This window comes from Pseudomonas sp. 57B-090624 (assembly GCF_003234055.1).
Lineage (GTDB): Bacteria > Pseudomonadota > Gammaproteobacteria > Pseudomonadales > Pseudomonadaceae > Metapseudomonas > Metapseudomonas tohonis.
In genome coordinates this window covers 43,448-59,943 of sequence record NZ_QKRU01000010.1, presented here as the reverse complement: position 1 = coordinate 59,943, position 16,496 = coordinate 43,448, and the positions used below count along the sequence as shown (strand labels likewise).

The 16,496-nt window shown below is 66.7% G+C and carries 18 protein-coding genes and 6 tRNA genes; 15 read left to right on the top strand and 9 right to left on the bottom strand.

All coding sequences use genetic code 11. The features are described from left to right. The first annotated feature begins 81 nt into the window (after window positions 1-81). Window positions 82-738 carry a thiopurine S-methyltransferase gene (locus DMX10_RS06745; protein ID WP_111260371.1) on the top strand — a complete coding sequence of 219 codons (657 nt, stop codon included), beginning with the start codon at window positions 82-84 and terminating at the stop codon, window positions 736-738. A 59-nt stretch (window positions 739-797) separates the two neighbouring features. Here DMX10_RS06745 and htpX read toward each other — a convergent pair whose 3' ends face one another. The 4 genes from htpX to DMX10_RS06725 form a co-directional block, all read right to left on the bottom strand. Further along, a complete protein-coding gene (htpX, locus tag DMX10_RS06740; protein WP_021217366.1) occupies window positions 798-1,670 on the bottom strand; it encodes a protease HtpX in 873 nt (290 codons plus the stop codon). A gap of 85 nt (window positions 1,671-1,755) precedes the next feature. Beyond that, complete coding sequence (locus DMX10_RS06735; RefSeq protein WP_111260370.1) at window positions 1,756-2,208, bottom strand: hypothetical protein; 453 nt, start codon at window positions 2,206-2,208, stop codon at window positions 1,756-1,758. Window positions 2,209-2,210: 2 nt separating this feature from the next. Then, window positions 2,211-2,957, bottom strand: a complete 747-nt coding sequence (locus DMX10_RS06730) for an SDR family NAD(P)-dependent oxidoreductase (RefSeq protein WP_111260369.1) — start codon at window positions 2,955-2,957, stop codon at window positions 2,211-2,213. Window positions 2,958-2,968: 11 nt separating this feature from the next. Beyond that, window positions 2,969-4,180: a pyridoxal phosphate-dependent aminotransferase gene (locus DMX10_RS06725; protein WP_111260368.1), complete on the bottom strand. Its 1,212-nt coding sequence runs from the start codon at window positions 4,178-4,180 to the stop codon at window positions 2,969-2,971. 147 nt (window positions 4,181-4,327) lie between these two features. On the opposite strand from DMX10_RS06725, the gene msrB reads away from it, so the two are divergent. From msrB to DMX10_RS06710, 3 genes are all read left to right on the top strand, one after another. Further along, on the top strand, window positions 4,328-4,726 hold the full coding sequence (gene msrB, locus DMX10_RS06720; RefSeq protein ID WP_111260367.1) for a peptide-methionine (R)-S-oxide reductase MsrB: 399 nt from the start codon (window positions 4,328-4,330) through the stop codon (window positions 4,724-4,726). Window positions 4,727-4,834: 108 nt separating this feature from the next. Then, entirely contained in the window at window positions 4,835-5,320 is a 486-nt protein-coding gene (locus DMX10_RS06715) for a glutathione peroxidase (RefSeq protein WP_111260366.1), read from the top strand. Further along, on the top strand, window positions 5,317-5,787 hold the full coding sequence (locus DMX10_RS06710) for a MarR family winged helix-turn-helix transcriptional regulator (protein WP_111260365.1): 471 nt from the start codon (window positions 5,317-5,319) through the stop codon (window positions 5,785-5,787). Before DMX10_RS06715 ends, DMX10_RS06710 begins: the two co-directional genes overlap by 4 nt. On the opposite strand, the gene DMX10_RS06705 is transcribed toward DMX10_RS06710, so the two are convergent. Next, the gene (locus tag DMX10_RS06705; protein ID WP_236206818.1) at window positions 5,768-8,134 is read right to left on the bottom strand and encodes an ATP-binding protein; all 2,367 of its coding nucleotides are present in this window, start codon (window positions 8,132-8,134) and stop codon (window positions 5,768-5,770) included. The genes DMX10_RS06710 and DMX10_RS06705 overlap by 20 nt on opposite strands. Window positions 8,135-8,189: 55 nt before the next feature. Between DMX10_RS06705 and DMX10_RS06700 the strand changes: the two genes are divergently transcribed. Together DMX10_RS06700 and DMX10_RS06695 are read left to right on the top strand one after the other, a co-directional pair. After that, window positions 8,190-9,077, top strand: coding sequence for an ATP-binding protein (locus DMX10_RS06700; protein ID WP_111260363.1), 888 nt, complete (start codon window positions 8,190-8,192; stop codon window positions 9,075-9,077). After that, window positions 9,074-9,556, top strand: coding sequence for a GAF domain-containing protein (locus DMX10_RS06695; protein ID WP_111260362.1), 483 nt, complete (start codon window positions 9,074-9,076; stop codon window positions 9,554-9,556). Before DMX10_RS06700 ends, DMX10_RS06695 begins: the two co-directional genes overlap by 4 nt. A 108-nt stretch (window positions 9,557-9,664) precedes the next feature. On the opposite strand, the gene DMX10_RS06690 is transcribed toward DMX10_RS06695, so the two are convergent. After that, window positions 9,665-10,327: a glutathione S-transferase family protein gene (locus DMX10_RS06690; RefSeq protein WP_111260361.1), complete on the bottom strand. Its 663-nt coding sequence runs from the start codon at window positions 10,325-10,327 to the stop codon at window positions 9,665-9,667. Between the two features lie 29 nt (window positions 10,328-10,356). Beyond that, window positions 10,357-11,124 carry a hypothetical protein gene (locus DMX10_RS06685; protein ID WP_111260360.1) on the bottom strand — a complete coding sequence of 256 codons (768 nt, stop codon included), beginning with the start codon at window positions 11,122-11,124 and terminating at the stop codon, window positions 10,357-10,359. 232 nt (window positions 11,125-11,356) lie between these two features. Here DMX10_RS06685 and DMX10_RS06680 point away from each other — a divergent pair. The 6 genes from DMX10_RS06680 (at window position 11,357) to DMX10_RS06655 (ending at window position 11,918) form a co-directional block, all read left to right on the top strand. Further along, window positions 11,357-11,432: transfer RNA gene (locus tag DMX10_RS06680), tRNA-Glu, on the top strand. Between the two features lie 28 nt (window positions 11,433-11,460). Next, window positions 11,461-11,536: transfer RNA gene (locus tag DMX10_RS06675), tRNA-Gly, on the top strand. A gap of 32 nt (window positions 11,537-11,568) precedes the next feature. Further along, window positions 11,569-11,644 (top strand) — tRNA-Glu (locus DMX10_RS06670). Window positions 11,645-11,651: 7 nt separating this feature from the next. Then, window positions 11,652-11,727: transfer RNA gene (locus DMX10_RS06665), tRNA-Gly, on the top strand. A gap of 32 nt (window positions 11,728-11,759) precedes the next feature. Next, window positions 11,760-11,835 (top strand) — tRNA-Glu (locus tag DMX10_RS06660). 7 nt (window positions 11,836-11,842) lie between these two features. After that, window positions 11,843-11,918 (top strand) — tRNA-Gly (locus DMX10_RS06655). 56 nt (window positions 11,919-11,974) lie between these two features. On the opposite strand, the gene DMX10_RS06650 is transcribed toward DMX10_RS06655, so the two are convergent. Continuing rightward, entirely contained in the window at window positions 11,975-12,985 is a 1,011-nt protein-coding gene (locus DMX10_RS06650; protein ID WP_111260359.1) for an ABC transporter substrate-binding protein, read from the bottom strand. 209 nt (window positions 12,986-13,194) lie between these two features. Further along, window positions 13,195-14,082 carry a LysR substrate-binding domain-containing protein gene (locus DMX10_RS06645; RefSeq protein WP_111260358.1) on the bottom strand — a complete coding sequence of 296 codons (888 nt, stop codon included), beginning with the start codon at window positions 14,080-14,082 and terminating at the stop codon, window positions 13,195-13,197. Window positions 14,083-14,191: 109 nt separating this feature from the next. On the opposite strand from DMX10_RS06645, the gene DMX10_RS06640 reads away from it, so the two are divergent. The 3 genes from DMX10_RS06640 to DMX10_RS06630 all read left to right on the top strand — a co-directional run bounded on the left by DMX10_RS06640 (window position 14,192) and on the right by DMX10_RS06630 (window position 16,468). Continuing rightward, window positions 14,192-14,935 (top strand): TSUP family transporter, encoded by a 744-nt coding sequence (locus DMX10_RS06640; RefSeq protein WP_111260357.1) that lies wholly within the window; start codon window positions 14,192-14,194, stop codon window positions 14,933-14,935. A 48-nt stretch (window positions 14,936-14,983) separates the two neighbouring features. Beyond that, a complete protein-coding gene (locus DMX10_RS06635; RefSeq protein ID WP_111260356.1) occupies window positions 14,984-15,775 on the top strand; it encodes an AraC family transcriptional regulator in 792 nt (263 codons plus the stop codon). A gap of 78 nt (window positions 15,776-15,853) precedes the next feature. After that, complete coding sequence (locus DMX10_RS06630; protein ID WP_111260355.1) at window positions 15,854-16,468, top strand: LysE family transporter; 615 nt, start codon at window positions 15,854-15,856, stop codon at window positions 16,466-16,468. The last annotated feature ends 28 nt before the right edge of the window (window positions 16,469-16,496 follow it).

The window sequence follows — 16,496 nt, the reverse complement described above, 5'->3', positions numbered from 1 at the left end:
GATGAGCGCCATATTCGGGGCTGGACGTATCGACATCCAGCATAAATTCTTGAGTGTTCCTATCGAATCGGCAGGTGGATTGTGCACGAGAGTTTCTGGCAGGACAGATGGGCCAACGACCAGATCGGTTTTCATCTGGATGAGGTCAACCCTTACCTGCAGCAGTATTGGTCGTCGCTGGGCCTGGCCCAGGGCTCGCGGGTGCTGGTGCCGCTGTGCGGCAAGAGCCTGGACCTGGTCTGGCTGGCTGCACGGGGCCATCGGGTGCTGGGTGTGGAGCTGGCAGAGAAGGCGGTGACGGACTTCTTCGAAGAGCAGGGCCTGGTGCCCGAGGTGAGCGAGGAGGGTGCCTTGCGCCGTTACCGCGCGGGCGGCATCGACATCCTCCAGGGGGATTTCTTCGCCCTGGATGCGCAGGAGGTCGCGGACTGTGGCGGGCTCTACGACCGCGCCGCGCTCATCGCCCTGCCGCCGGAGATGCGCGAGCGCTATGTGGCGCATCTGGGCACGATTCTCCCGGCTCGCTGCGAAGGGCTGATGGTGACCCTGGAATATGACCAGCAGCGCCTCGACGGCCCGCCGTTCTCGGTGTCGGAGGCGGAGGTGCGCCAGCGCTTCGAGCCCCTCTGGAGCGTGGCGCTGCTGGAGCGCCAGGACGTGCTGGAGAAGAACTGGAAGTTCGCCTCCCGTGGGCTGGACGCGCTGTTCGAGCCGGTGTTCCGCTTGCACCGGTCCTAGCGGTTTATTGCGGGCATGAAAAAGGCGGCCGATTGGCCGCCTTTTTCGTGGGGCGTGAATCAGCCGCGGCGGCGCAGGGCCTCGATGCGGTCTTCCAGGGGCGGGTGGCTCATCAGCAGGCCGGCGAGGCCGTTCTTCAGGCCGCCGTTGATGCCGAAGGCGGTGAGGCTGTCGGGCATCTGCACCGGCACGCCCTGTTCCGCACGCAGGCGCTGCAGGGCACCGATCATGGCGTTGGTGCCGGCCAGTTGGGCACCGGCTTCGTCGGCGCGGTATTCGCGTTTGCGCGAGAACCACATGACGATGATGCTGGCGAGGATGCCCAGGACCAGTTCGGCGAAGATGGTCGCCACGAAGTAACCGATACCGTGGCCTTCCTCGTTCTTCAGGATCACCTTGTCGACGAAGTTGCCGAAGATGCGCGCGAAGAACATCACGAAGGTGTTCACCACGCCCTGCACCAGCGCCAGGGTGACCATGTCACCGTTGGCCACGTGGCCGATCTCGTGGGCCAGCACGGCTTTCACCTCATCGGGCGAGAAGCGCTCCAGCAGGCCCTGGCTCACGGCGACCAGGGCGTCGTTGCGGTTCCAGCCGGTGGCGAAGGCGTTGGCCTCGTAGGCGGGGAAGATGCCGACTTCCGGCATCTTGATGCCGGCTTCGCGGGAAAGTTGCTCCACGGTCTGCAGCAGCCACTGCTCGTGGCGGGTGCGGGGTTGGGTGATGATTTCGGTGCCGGTGCTCATCTTCGCCATCCATTTGGAGATGAACAGCGAGACCAGGGAGCCGGCGAAGCCGAATACGGCACAGAACACCAGCAGGCTGCCGTAATTCTGGCCAGTGAAGCGGTCTACGCCCAGCAGTTTCAGGGTGATGCTGGCGATCACCAGGACTGCGAGGTTGGTGGCCACGAACAACAGGATGCGCATCATGGTTAAAGCGGTCTCCTCAGGGAAAGACGGTGTAATGCGGGGTTATATAAGGTGCGCCAGATGCCTATTCAACCTGGGCTCTATTTCAAACTGTGTCGCCTGTCGTGCCGCCGGCCCCGACGAAGAGCAGCCGGGTGAGGCGGGCGGTGCGTTCGCCGTTGCGGCTGGCCAGGGCCTCGCGCAGCTGGTGGGCGAGGGTGGCGTGGACGCGGCGTACGCTGGGGGGCAGTTCATCGTCGCTGCGCACGGCATGGGGCAGGGTGCGGGACAGGCGCAGGAAGCCCTTCTCGCTGAGTACGGCCTGGTCCAGCGCCTCGTAGCGAATGGTGCTTTCGTAGCGGATGTAGCCCTCCTCGGCCAGCCAGATCAGGGCGCCCAGGCAGCCCTGGTGGCGTTTGCTGGGGAGGCCGAACTCGTCGGGCTCCTCGTGGCCGATGAGGTCCTCGATATAGAGGGCGACCTTGCGCGGAAAGGCTTGGTAGAGCATCAGCATGCCCGCCGCGCAGTCCTTGTAGAAATCGTCGATCTGCAGGTCCATGGTCACAGCGCCCTGGCGATCAGTGAGGTGGGGAGCAGCGGCAGCAGGCGGCCGATCAGGGCCCAGGGCCAGCCGGGCACATAGGCGCTGCGAGTGCGTTTCTCGATGTGTCGGGCGATCAGTTCGGCGCCGCGCTCGACACCGATGAGGAAGGGGCGGGGGCCGGCATCCTGGTTGATCGGCGTGTCGATGTAGCCGGGCAGGATGAGAGTGGTGTCGATGGGGCTGCGGTGCAGCTCCAGCTCCAGCGATTCCATGTAGCTGATCAGCCCGGCCTTGCTCGCCGAGTAGCCGGCGGTGGCGGGCAGCCCGCGCTTGCCGGCCACCGAAGCGATGGCGACGAGGTGGCCGTGGCCCTGTTCGCGGAACAGCTCGGTGGCGGCATCCAGGCAGGCGATGGCGCCGAGCAGGTTGGTCTCCAGGGTCTGTCGGTAGCGCTCGAAGCGGCCGCTGCCGGCCTTGCCCGCCAGGCCAATGCCGGCGTTGGCGATCAGCCCGTCGAGGCCGCCCAGGGCATTCTGCGCCAGGCCTACGGCGTCCTTGCACGCGGCATGGTCGGTGACGTCCAGCGGCAGCACGACGAGGGTGCGGCCGTACTGGCTGCGCAGTTCCTCGGCCAACTGCTGCAGGGTCTCCTCGCGGCGTGCGGCGAGGGCTAGGTCATACCCCTGGCTGGCGAGGCGCCGGGCCAGGGCCATGCCGATGCCGGAGCTGGCACCGGTGAGCAGGTAGCGTCTGGCCTGGCCCATGCTGGCGTTCCTTACTGGCGATAGGACTTGAGGAAGTTGCCGATGCGGCCGATGGCCTGCTCCAGGTCGTCGACGCGGGGCAGGGTGACCACGCGGAAGTGGTCCGGCCACGGCCAGTTGAAGGCGGTGCCCTGGACGATCAGCAGTTTCTCGGAGAGCAGCAGGTCGAGGACGAACTTCTCGTCGTTGACGATGGGGCAGACCTTCGGGTCGATGCGCGGGAAGGCGTAGAGCGCGCCCATGGGCTTGACGCAGCTGACGCCGGGAATGTCGTTGAGCAGTTCCCAGGTGCGGTTGCGCTGTTCCAGCAGGCGGCCGTTGGGCAGGACCAGGTCGTTGATGCTCTGGTAGCCGCCGAGGGCGGTCTGGATGGCGTGCTGGCTCGGCACGTTGGCGCACAGGCGCATGTTGGCGAGGATGTCGATGCCTTCGATGTAGCTCTGCGCGCGCTGCTTGGGCCCGGAGATGGCGACCCAGCCGGAGCGGAAGCCGGCCACGCGGTAGGACTTGGACAGGCCGTTGAAGGTCAGGCAGAGCACGTCCGGCGCCAGGGAGGCGGTGGAGATGTGCACGGCTTCGTCGTAGAGGATCTTGTCGTAGATCTCGTCGGAGAACAGCACCAGGTTGTGCTGGCGGGCCAGTTCGACCATCCCCTCCAGCAGCTCCCTGGAGTACACGGCGCCGGTGGGGTTGTTGGGGTTGATGATCACCATGGCCTTGGTGTTCGGGGTGATCTTGGCCTTGATGTCTTCGAGGTCGGGGAACCAGTCGGCCTGCTCGTCGCACAGGTAATGCACCGGCTTGCCGCCGGCCAGGCTCACGGCGGCGGTCCACAGCGGGTAGTCGGGCGCCGGGATCAGCACCTCGTCACCGTTGTTGAGCAGCGCCTGCATGCACATGACGATCAGCTCGGACACGCCGTTGCCGAGGTAGATGTCCTCGATGCCGATGCCGTCCACCTGCTTCTGCTGGTAGTACTGCATCACCGCCTTGCGTGCGCTGAACAGCCCCTTGGAGTCGCTGTAGCCCTGGGCGGTCGGCAGGTTGCGGATCACGTCCTGGAGGATTTCCTCGGGGGCTTCGAAACCGAACGGCGCCGGGTTGCCGATGTTCAGCTTGAGGATGCGGTGGCCTTCCTCTTCCAGGCGTTTGGCGTGCTTGAGCACGGGCCCGCGGATGTCGTAGCAGACGTTGGCGAGCTTGTTCGATTTGCTGACCTGCATGGTGGTTCGTGTCCCGATCTGAGGAAACTGCGCCTTGGCAGCCTGTAACGCCGCTGCCAGACTGGCGTCTAAAGCCACGCATGATACGTGCGGCCCGATGACCGGAAAAGGTACTGGTCGGGCTTTTTTCCGTAGCCGAGGTGACCCATGGAAAAGCTGGACAAACCCCTTGAATCCTGGCGTGAAGAGCTGAGCGAAACCCAGTTCCACGTCTGTCGCCTGGGGGGCACCGAACGTCCCTTCACCGGTGAGTACAACGGCACCAAGACGCCGGGCATCTACCATTGCTCCTGCTGCGGCGCGGCGCTGTTCGACTCCGATGCCAAGTACGACTCCGGCAGTGGCTGGCCGAGCTATTTCCAGCCGGTGGACGGCAGTGCGATCGAGGAGAAGGAGGACTTCAGCCACGGCATGCACCGTATCGAGGTGCGCTGCGCCCGTTGCGAAGCGCACCTGGGCCATGTGTTCCCGGATGGCCCGCGCCCGACCGGCCTGCGCTACTGCATCAATTCGGTGTCGCTGAAGCTGGTTCCTCGCGAAGCCTGATCGAGTGGGCCCGCCCGATGCGCGGGCCTTTTTCATTGCAATTAAATTGCACGCAATTCAATTGCGAGCTATTTTGTCGCCGTCATCCCCCAATCGCAGGCACATCACATGAGCGCGAAGCTTTTCGATATCCCCGTCACCACCATCAAGGGCGAGCAGAAGACGCTGGCCGATTTCGGCGGCAAGGCCGTGCTGGTGGTCAACACCGCGAGCAAGTGCGGCTTCACCCCGCAGTACAAGGGCCTTGAGAGCATCTGGCAGCAATACAAGGACAAGGGCCTGGTGGTGCTCGGCTTCCCCTGCAACCAGTTCGGCAAGCAGGAGCCGGGTGACGAGGGCGCCATCTCCGAGTTCTGCGAGCTGAACTTCGGCGTCAGCTTCCCGCTGTTCAAGAAGATCGACGTCAACGGTGCCGACGCCCACCCGCTCTATGTCGAGCTGAAGAACCGCGCGCCGGGCCTCCTGGGCAGCAAGGGCATCAAGTGGAACTTCACCAAGTTCCTGATCGATGGCGAAGGTCGCCAGGTGAAGCGTTTCGCGCCGACCACCAAGCCGGAAGAACTCACCGCCGAGATCGAAGCGCTGCTGAAATGACCCTGCCCGAATCGCCCGAAGCCGAACTGCTGCTGGACAACCAGCTGTGCTTCAAGCTCTACGCCGCCTCGCGCGCCGTGATCCGCGGCTACCGGCCCCTGCTCGAACAGCTGGGCCTGACCTACCCGCAGTACCTGGTCATGCTGGTGCTCTGGGAATGGCATGCCGCGTCGCCTGAGCAGCCTACGGTTAAAGCCCTGGGCGAGCGTCTGATGCTGGACTCCGGCACCCTGACGCCGCTGCTCAAGCGCCTCGAGCAGCTCGGCCATGTACTGCGCCGTCGCGCGGCCCATGACGAGCGCGAGGTGCACCTGGGCTTGAGCGAATCCGGCGTCGCGCTGCGCGAGCAGGTGCCGGCGCTGCGCGCGGAGCTGATCTGCAGCAGCGGTCTGGACCTCAACGAGATGGTGGAGCTGCGCAGCCGGTTGTCCGAACTGCTCGGGCGCTTCACTGGGTTGGCTGGGTAGCCGGCAGCCAGTTGTCCAGCAGGGCGACCAGCTCTTCCCGGCGGAAGGGCTTGGCCAGGTAGTCGTCCATGCCGGCGGCGCGGCAACGTTCGCGTTCGTCCGGCAGGGCATTGGCGGTCAGTGCGACGATGGGCAGGCCCGGCCAGTTGCCGCTCTGGCGGATACGCCGGGTGGCCTCGTAGCCATCCATGATCGGCATGTTGCAGTCCATCAGAACCAGGTCCACGGGCTCTTCGGCGAGCATCTGCAGGGCCTCGCCCCCGTGGGCGGCGATCAGCACCTCGCAGCCCAGCTTGCCGAGCATGCCCTTGGCCACCAGTTGGTTCACCGCGTTGTCTTCCACCAGCAGCACGCGGGCCGAGCGCGCCAGGCGCTGCTTCGGTGTGGGTGCGGGGGCGGGTTCGTCCGGCTGGGCCTGCAGGCTGCGGCGCAGTGCCTGGTAAAGCGCCGAGCGGGCCAGCGGTCGGGCTAGCTGCTGCAGGGGCGCGAGCGGGGCGGCCTGTTCGCCCTGGATGAAGTTGCCGTAGCCGGTGATCAGCAGGATCGGCGCCGTGCTTTCGCCGCGCAGGCGCTGCAGTTGTTCCGGCGAGTCGGTGATGACCTGGTCGAACACCTGGCCCGCCAGGCTGGTATCGACATCGCGTCGCTGGTAGTTGATGCCCCAGGCCGGCAGCCAGGTCTTCAGCAATTCGGCCAGGCCGCTGCCTGCGGCGCACAGGGCGATGACGCGCCCCTGCAGCGCCGGTGCCGGCGTGGCGTCGGCATGGCTGGCCAGCGGCAGCTCGGCACTGAACAGGCTGCCGATGCCTTCTTCCGAGCGCACGTGCAGCTTGCCGTTCATGGCCTCGCAGAGGCGCCGGGTGAGGGCGAGACCGAGCCCGGTGCCGCCGAACTGGCGGGTGATGCCGGCGCCAGCCTGGGCGAAGGGCTGGAACAGCTTGGGCATGGCCTCGCTGGAGATGCCGATGCCGGTGTCGCGCACGCTGACGGTCACGCCCTCGGCCGTGGGCGTGACGCGCAGGTCGACGCGGCCGAAGCGGGTGAACTTGAGGGCGTTGGACAGCAGGTTGCTGACGATCTGCCGGACCCGCGTCGGGTCGCCGACCACTAGCGAAGGCATGCGCGGGTCGATCAGGCAGCTCAGTTCCACGCCGGGTGCGGCGTTCTGCGAGAGCAGGCTGGCGGTGTCTTCCACCAGCACGCCGAGGTCGAAGGGGATGGCCTCCAGCTCCAGTTGGCCGGCCTCGAACTTGGACAGGTCGAGGATGTCGTTGAGCAGCTCGACCAGCACGTTGCCCGAGTCGTGGGCGATGGTCAGCTGTTGGCGCTGCTCGGGGTTCAGGGGGCTGTCCAGGGTCAGCGAGAGCATGCCGAGCAGGCCGTTGAGCGGGGTGCGGATCTCATGGCTCATGTTGGCCAGGAAGGTGGCACGGGCCTGGGCGGTTTCAATGGCGTGGGTGCGGGCCATGTCCAGTTCCTGGTTGGACTGGCTGAGGCGGCTGTTGGTGGCTTTGAGCTCGGCGGTACGCGCCGAGACGATGTTCTCCAGCTCGGCGAGGTACTGGGTCAGGCGATCCTCGGCATCGCGGCGCTGTTCCATCTCGGCGAAGAGGTTGGCCAACTGGCGGTTGATCACATCCACCAGCACGCCGATCTCGTCCTGTTCATGGCCGGGCGGGCAGGGCAGGCGGTTGTCCACCGGATTGCGCGAGTCACCTTCGCTGAGGGCGCGGATCAGGCCCACCAGGGGCTTGGTGAGCATGCTGTAGAAGAGCACCAGGAGGATCAGCGACAGCAACAGGCTGCGGACGAAGCCCGACAGCAGGGTGAGCATGGAGCGGCGCAGGAAGTGGTTGCCGAAGGCGAAGGTGTCCACCTCCAGGCGCAGCAGGCCGAGGGTCTCCGAGGGGGCGTGGGCGATGTACAGCGGGTCCTGGAAGTCGCGACGCTCGCCGAACAGGAAGTCGCTGAAGATGCGGTAGTCGCTCTCGGTGCGCGGGCGGTTGACGCTGGCGAGCACGGTGCCGCTGTTGTCGATGATCTCGGCGCGGATCACCGCCGGCGAGCGCAGCAGTCCCAGCACCAGTTCCTGGGCCAGTTCGGCGTCGATGTTGTAGGCGATGCGGGCAGCGGGATTGTGGCTGATTTCCAGCAGGGCATTGATCTCGCGCTCCAGCGAGGCGTTCTCGCTGGCGTAGTCGATGCCGACCTGGATGATGCTGAGGAGTGTCCCGAGTACGAACGCCACCAGCACGGTGATGCTGGCCTGCTTGAACGACAGGCGTTGGGTCAGCGGGATATCCATGGGCGAGAAGATTTGGCCTTGTTCCGTGGGCCTGCCAAGCATAGCCTATCCCGCCTGCCGACAGCCCGGCTCTCCGAGCTCAATCAAGGAGTTTATTGTGGATTCCCGTTTGAATGCCTTCCTCGAACGCGCCGATGCCGTGCTCGCGCGCCTGGAGCCCCTGCTGCCTGCCCTGCGCCCCGAGATCGACTGGAGCGACTGCCTCGCCGCGCGCTGGCACCGCGAGGGGCGTGGCGGCTACCTGCAGCCGCTGGAAGTCAGCCTCGACCTCAACCTCACCGACCTGATCGGCGTCGATGCCCAGCGTGAGCAGTTGGCGCGCAATACCCGCCAGTTCGTCGATGGCCTGCCCGCCAACCATGCGCTGCTGTGGGGCGCCCGGGGCACCGGCAAGTCGTCCCTGGTGCGCGCGCTGCTGGCCGCCCACGCGGGCGTCGGCCTGCGCCTGATCGAGATCGAGCGTGATCATCTCGCCGACCTGCCGCGCGTGGTCGAGCTGGTGGCCAAGCTGCCGCAACGCTTCGTGATGTTCTGCGACGACCTCTCCTTCGAGTCCGGTGAAGGTGACTACCGCGTGCTCAAGAGCGTGCTCGACGGCTCGCTCGAGCGTGCACCGGACAACGTGCTGCTCTACGCCACCTCCAACCGCCGCCACCTGGTGCCGGAGAAGGAGAGCGACAACGAGCACTGGCAGATGGTCGGCGGCGAGCTGCACCCCAATGAGGCGGTGGAAGACAAGATCGCCCTGTCCGACCGCTTCGGCCTCTGGCTGTCCTTCTACCCCTTCACCCAGGAGCACTTCCTCGCCGTGGTGCGCCACTGGATCGAGTCCCTGGCCCCCGCCGGGCTGGCCTGGGAGTGGAACGAGGAGCTGGAGAAGGCGGCCATCCGCTGGGCCCTTGGGCGCGGCAACCGCAATGGCCGTTGCGCCTATCAATTCGCCCGCCAATGGGTTGGCCGGGCGCTGCTGGAGACCTCCCCATGATCGACCTGCAACAAGCCGGCGCCGGCCTGGAGGGCTACGCCCTGCTGGCGGCCCAACTGGAGTCGCTGCTCGCCGACGAGCGCGATTTCATCGCCAATGCCTCGCAGTTTTCCGCCTTCCTCTATAACGAGCTGCCCGAACTGAACTGGGCCGGCTTCTACCTGAACAAACAGGAAGAACTGGTGCTCGGCCCCTTCCAGGGCAAGGTCGCCTGCGTGCGCATCCCCTTCACCCGGGGCGTCTGTGGTGCTGCGGCACGCACCCGCGAGACCCAGCGTGTCGAGGACGTGCATGCCTTCCCCGGCCACATCGCCTGCGACAGCGCGTCCAACAGCGAACTGGTGGTGCCCCTGGTCAAGGACGGCAGGCTGATCGGCGTGCTCGACCTCGACAGCCCGAGCATCGGCCGCTTCAAGGAGCAGGACCAGGCCGGCATCGAGCACCTGGCGGCGATTTTCCTGCGCCTGACCGATTGCTGATCGACGCGGTTCCACTTGTGCGAAGCCCGGCTCAGGCCGGGCTTTTTCTTGATGGCGCGCCAAGGAAAAGCCCGGCAATCGCCGGGCTTCTCAGGGGGAGCAGGGCAGTCAGGCCTTGCCGCTGAGCTTCGCCAAGGTGCGCTGCTCGCCAGGCAGAACCGTCTGCACCGATTCCCGCGCGCGGATGCGCTGGTAGTGCGCCGCCAGGGCCGGCCAGCGGCCGCTGTCCAGCAGCTCGGTGCCGTGCTCCATGTTGATCAGCTGGCAGCACAGGGCCAGGTCCGCCAGGGTGAGCTCGGCGCCGACGAAGTACTCGGCATCGCCCAGGGTCTTTTCCAGATAGTCGAAATGCTGCGGCAGCTTGTCCTGCAGCGCCGCCTGCACGGCCGCCTCGTCACAGGGCTGGCCCATGGTCGGCTTGAGCGCGCGGTTGCGGAACACGCAGAAGGTGGTCAGCGGTGCCAACTCGTAATCGGCGTACTTCTCCAGCCAGCGCACCCGGGCGCGCTGCTCGGCGTCGCGGCCATAGAGCGGCGGCAGGTCGGCGTGCTTGTCCTCCAGGTACTGGCAGATGACGCTGGAGTCGGCGAGGGTGAAGTCACCGTCGCGCATCGCCGGGATGCGCCCCAGCGGGTTCAGTTCGCGATACCAGGCGGGCTGGCCGAAGGGCGTGATGATCTCGAGCTGGTAGTCGATGCCCTTTTCAAGGAGGAAGAGGCGCACCTTGCGCACGAAGGGGGAGAGCGGGGCGCCGTAGAGGGTGATGCTCATCGTGGGGGTCCTTGTCTGAGCGGAGCCTGTCAGTCGTAGATGTTCTTCTTCTTCCAGGTGTCTTCATCGTCCAGGGATTTCAGCGCTTCGCCGAGCTCGCTGGGTTCGTCGGCGGCCGGCTGCTTGTCCAGGGCCAGGGCATTGGCGCGGGCCAACTGGTTCTGCAACTGCTGCAGCTGGTTCTGGTAGCGGGCGGGGTCCGGCTGTTTCTGCAGGTACTGCACGCCGCGTTCGAAGGCCAGGCGTGCCTGGCGTGGCTGGCCTTCCTGCAGGGCCTGGAGGCCGAGGTTGGTGAAGAACTCGATATGCAGTTGCACCAGCATTGCGCGGATCTCGTTGACCCAGCGCTTGGCATCGTTCACCGGCATGAACCCGTCCTTGGCGGAGCGGGTCAGTTGGCCGTGCAGGGTTTCCAGCTGGAAGCGGATCTCCTTGGCCTGGGCTTCATTGGCGATCTTCAGGGGCGCGTTGCGGATCGGCATCGCCTCGCCCTGGGCCACCAGGCCGCGCAGTTCCTCGGCCTTGACCTTGAGCTGCGCATTGCCCTTGTCCAGCGGCAGCAGCCGCTCGCAGAACAGCAGTTGCAGGCGGGTCAGCTGCAGTTTCAGTTCAGGCGTCATGAACTGGCCGGGCAGGCTGTCGGAGAGGGCGCTGGTACGGCGCAGCCTGTCGTTGAGGTCGGCGCGCAGGCGCGCTTTCTCCAACTTGCTGGCTTCTACCATGTGGTTGGCGTAGCCGATGATCAGCAGTACGACCAGGCCGGCTATCACCATCAGGGTGATCACGAGTGGCGACATCTTTATACAGCTCCCGTGTGCGTTTTCTGCGGGAGTGTAGAGGGTTGGCCACCCTGCTGATAGCTCCGTGTCAGTTTTTGACCTGAACCCTTTGATTTTAAAAGTTTTTTGCCGAAGGGTTGACGGGTGTTAAAACGCTCCCTAGAATGCGCGCCACTTCGACGCGAAGCCTGAGGGCAAAAGCGACGAAGGCCGGAAGAAAGCGTTAAAGCTGTTGTAAGCTCCGGGCCGCGTCCCCTTCGTCTAGTGGCCTAGGACACCGCCCTTTCACGGCGGTAACAGGGGTTCGAGTCCCCTAGGGGACGCCACTTTCTGGCGTTACGTTGTAGTTGCAATGCGGGAATAGCTCAGTTGGTAGAGCACGACCTTGCCAAGGTCGGGGTCGCGAGTTCGAGTCTCGTTTCCCGCTCCAGATTTTCAAGCAATGCTTGTTGAGTGTTGTTTGTCCCCTTCGTCTAGTGGCCTAGGACACCGCCCTTTCACGGCGGTAACAGGGGTTCGAGTCCCCTAGGGGACGCCAGTTTCACGCGGGAATAGCTCAGTTGGTAGAGCACGACCTTGCCAAGGTCGGGGTCGCGAGTTCGAGTCTCGTTTCCCGCTCCAGTTTCACAAGCGATGCTTGCCAGGTTTTACCTGTCCCCTTCGTCTAGTGGCCTAGGACACCGCCCTTTCACGGCGGTAACAGGGGTTCGAGTCCCCTAGGGGACGCCATTTTCATGCGGGAATAGCTCAGTTGGTAGAGCACGACCTTGCCAAGGTCGGGGTCGCGAGTTCGAGTCTCGTTTCCCGCTCCAGTAAAACGAAAACGCCGCTCATACGAGCGGCGTTTTCGTTTGTGCGTCTTTTGCCCTCAGAGCCCGGCAGCCACCTTGGCGCGGGCTTCTTCGGGCAGCCAGTTCTTCCAGACATCGGGATGGGCGCGCAGGTAGTCACGCGCAGCGTCGCGAGGTGGCTGGCGTTTCTCGCTCATGGTTGCCAGTGCCTGGTTCAGGCCGTCGATGGGCAGGTCCACCTTGGCGAACATCTCCACCAGGTGCGGGTAGCGCTGGCGGAAGGGGGCGGATACGCCGATCGCCAGGCGCGCCGGCAATGAGCGGGTGCCACGCGGGTTGGGGTTGCTGGCGTCGGCCAGGGTCTTCCAGGCCTCGGCATCGAAGGGCGGCTCCTCCAGCTTGATCAGCTTGTAGCGGCCAAGCAGGGGCGTCGGCGACCAGTAGTAGAACAGCACCGGCTGGCCACGGCGGATGGCGGAGACGATTTCCGCGTCCAGGGCCGCTCCTGAGCCGGTGCGGAAGTTCACGTAGCTGCCTTCGAGCCCATAGGCCTTGAGCTTCTGGCTGTTGACCGTCTCGGAGGTCCAGCCGGTGGGGCTGTTGAGGAAGCGCCCCTTGTCCGGCGCTTCCGGGTCGCGGAACAGCGCCTTGTAGCGCGGCAGGTCCTGCACCGAGCGCAACCCCGGTGCCGCCGCCTCGATGCCCCGCCCGGCGTCGCCCTCCACCACATAGGCCGGCACCCACCAGCCTTCGTCGGCGTTCTTGACGATGTCGCCCAAGGCGAACACCTTGCCCTCCTGCTCGGCTTTGACCCACACCGGGCTGCGCCCCGGCCATTCCTCGCCTATGACCTGGATGTCGTCCTGGGCCAGCGCGGTTTCCAGGCTGACGGTGCTGCCGGGCAGGGTGTCCGTCGGGTAGCCGTAGCCCTTCTCGACCACCAGGCGGAGGATCTCGGTGATCAGGCTGCCGCTTTCCCATGTCAGGTCGCCGAAGTGGATCGGCTCGTGCGGGTCCGTCGTTGCGCCCTGGGCCAGCAACGCGCCGGCGAGCAGGGCGCCGCCCAGCAGGTGCTTGATCGATCGCATGGGGTTCTCCAATCGCTTGAGGGGGCGCATCGCCCGCCGCTACGGGAACGAAGGTTAGACGGCCCGGGCCCTGTGCGCCTGTGCGGCTTTCGTCATGCAACGGTCACCTCGTCGACATGAATCGGTCGTCATCGGGCCCTAGACTTGTGCCTACACATCGTGCTCCTGATTCACTTGCGGCCGCCTTCGGGCGGCCTTTTCTTTGCCTGTCAGCTGCCGAGCAAGGCCTCGGCCAGGCGCGCAGCGGGCGGGGGCAGGGCATCGAAGCGCCGTGCGCAGAGGTGCAGCTGGCGGGTGGCCCAGGCATCGGCCAGGGGCAGGGTGCGCAGCGCATGGCGATCCCGGGCGCGGTCCAGGGCGGCTTCGGGCACCAGGGCGATGCCCACGCCACGGGCCACCAGGCCCAGCACCGCGTCGAAATCGCTGACCCGCAGGCGCAGGTCCAGGTGGCGACCGGCTTTCAGGGCCTTGCCGGCGATGTGCTGCTGCAGCGGGTTGTCCCGGCCCAGGCCGATGAAGGCACGGTCGAGCAACTGCTCGAAGTGCAGCGGCTGGCCGTGATCGAGGCTCGCGTCGTCCAGGCGCGTCACCAGCACCAGGCGGTCGATGCGCAAGGGGCGTGCTTCCAGGGCGGCCAGGTCGGTGTTGTCGGCCAGGACCCCGAGGTCCGCCTGGCCCCGGCTGAGCGCTTCGACGATGGCATGGCTGGGCCTTTCCTCGATATCCAGGTCGATCTGCGGGTGCGCCAGCAAAAAGTCACCCAGCACGCCAGGCAGGTGCTCGGCCAGGGCGGCGGTGTTGCCCAGCAGTCGGACCCGCGCGCGCAGGCCGCTGGCGAAATCGCCCAGTTCGTCGACCATCAGCTCCAGCTGGTGCATCACCGAACGGGCGTGATGGGCCAGGGCGCGGCCTGCCGGCGTGGGGCTGACCCCATGGCGCTGGCGCTCGAACAGCGGTATGCCGAGGCTTTCCTCCAGCCCCTTGAGGCGCGCACTGGCCGAGGCCAGGGCCAGGTGGCTGCGTTCGGCGCCGCGGGTGATGCTGCCGGCGTCGAGGATGTCGAGGAACAGCTTCAAGTCGATCAGGTCGTAGCGCATCGTGCTCTTCCAGGCTTCGTCCAGGGCGTAGCCTGGGCTCGGGAATCACAGATTCAGCCCTGGCGCGACATCGCGCAAGCTGGCGCCATCCTCCTTATCGGTATCCGCCATGCTGCTGCTCTTCTGCTTCTTGGTTTTCCTGCTTGCCGGCCTGGTCAAGGGCGTGCTCGGCATGGGCCTGCCCACCGTGGCCATGGGCCTGCTGGCGGTGGCGATGACGCCGGGCGAGGCGTCGGCACTGCTGCTCGTGCCTTCGCTTCTGACCAACCTCTGGCAGCTGTTCGGCGGGCCGGCGCTGCTGCCGCTGCTGCGTCGCCTGTGGCCGCTGCTGCTGGCGCTGGCCCTGGGCACCCTGGTGACCACGCGCTGGCTGGTCGAATCGGCCAGCCCCTGGATTCCCGCAGCGCTCGGCGCCTGCCTGCTGGCCTATGGCGGGCTTGGGCTGTTGGCCTTTCACGCGCCGACACCGCAGCGGCGGGAGGGCGCCTGGTCGGCACTGGTGGGGCTGCTCACCGGTCTGGTGACGGGCCTTACGGGCGTCTTCGTGGTCCCCGCCGTGCCTTACCTGCAGGCGCTGGGCCTGCCCCGCGAGGTGCTGATCCAGGCGCTCGGGCTGTCCTTCATCGTCGCCACCCTGGCCCTGGGGCTCGGCCTGTTCCTCCATGGCGGCCCCCCGGGGCTAGACCTTGGCCTCACCTGGCTGATGCTGCTGCCGGCCCTGCTGGGCCTGGAAATCGGCCGGCGCATCCGCAGGCGCCTGAGCGAGCGCCTGTTCCGCCGGCTGTTCTTCCTCGGCCTGCTGGCCCTGGGGGCGCACTCGCTGCTGCGCGGGGCGTTGCTTCTGGCCGGCTGAGTCGCCGGGGCGTTATGCTCGGCGCCTCCCGACCCCCGAGTCCCCGCCATGCTCCATAGCCGACAGGCCTATCTCGGCCGCCTGGAAGTCGCCAGCAACAGCGGCGCCGGCCACGCCTTCGCCAAGCACAGCCATGACGAGTGCGTCATCGGCGTGAACCTTCTGGGCGAGGAGCAGGTGTGGCTGGATCGGCGCAGCTTCCGTGCCGGTGCGGGCGACATCACCCTCTACAACCCGGGGCAGATCCAGGGCGGCGGGGTGAAGGAGGGCGAGCCCTGGCGCTATGTCGGCCTCTACGTGAGCGCCGAGCAGCTGGCCGATGACCTGGGCCTGGCTCGGGTGGAATTCCAACGCGCCTGCATCCACCAGCCCGACCTCGCCGCCAGCCTGGCCGACGCGGTGGAGCGGGCGCTGGGCGGCGACGCCCTGGTGCGCGAACGCGCGGAGGAGCATCTGCTGCTGTGGCTCGGGCACCTGGTGCAGCGCAGCGCCGGGCCCCTGCCGGATACGGCGGCGGTGGGCGCGGGGCCGATGGCGCGGGTGCAGGAACTGCTGGCCGAGCGGCTGCAGGACAGCCCGAGCCTCGATGAGCTGGCCGCCGAGCTGGGCCTGTGCAAGTTCCACCTGTTGCGCAGCTTCCAGAAGCACACCGGCCTCAGTCCCCGGCAATGGGCCATGCAGCTGCGCACCCGTCGCGCCCGTGGGTTGCTGCGTGCCGGCTGGTCGGCCACCGATACGGCCCATGCCCTGGGCTTCGCCGACCAGAGCCACCTCAACCGCCACTTCCGCGCTGCCTACGGCATCACCCCCGGCGAGCTGAAGCGCCTGCTCAACGCCTGAGTGCAATCCTGTCCAAGTCCGCCGGCGGGGACGCGGGCAGAATGCCCCCATCCGTCCCGTTCATCGCTTGAGGTTTCCATGCTCCTGCTGTTCTGCTCGGCCTTCGCCTTCGGCGTGGTCTTCTGCCTGTCTCCCGGTGCCGTGCTCGCCGAAACCCTGCGTCGTGGCCTGCTGCACGGCTTCCGCCCGGCGCTGCTGGTGCAGTTCGGCTCCCTGGTGGGCGATGCGGTCTGGGCGGTGCTGGGCCTGGCGGGCCTGACCCTGTTGCTCGGCCAGGAGCAGGTGCGCGTGCCGCTGACCCTGGCCTGCGCGGCCTACCTGGCCTGGCTCGGGCTGCGCAGCCTGCGCGATGCCTGGCAGCTGCCGGAGGAGGGAGGCGCCACCGAGCACGAGGGGCGCGGTGCGCTGCTTACCGGCGCGGCGATCTCGCTGACCAACCCGAAGAACATCGTCTACTGGGGCGCCCTGGGTACGGCGATGGCGGGAATGATCGGCGGTGCGCCGGACATGGCCCAGACCGGCGTGTTCTTCGCCGGCTTCATGACGGCCTCGCTGGCCTGCTGCTTCCTCTGCGCGGCGCTGGTGGACTGGCTGCGGCGCAACAGCTCGCCGACCTGGCACCGGGTCAGCCACGGGTTGTGCGGGGTGTTGCTGCTGGTGATGGCGGCGCTGGCCCTGCGCGGGCTGGCCTGAAGAGGCGCGGGCCCGGGTGGGCCCGCGT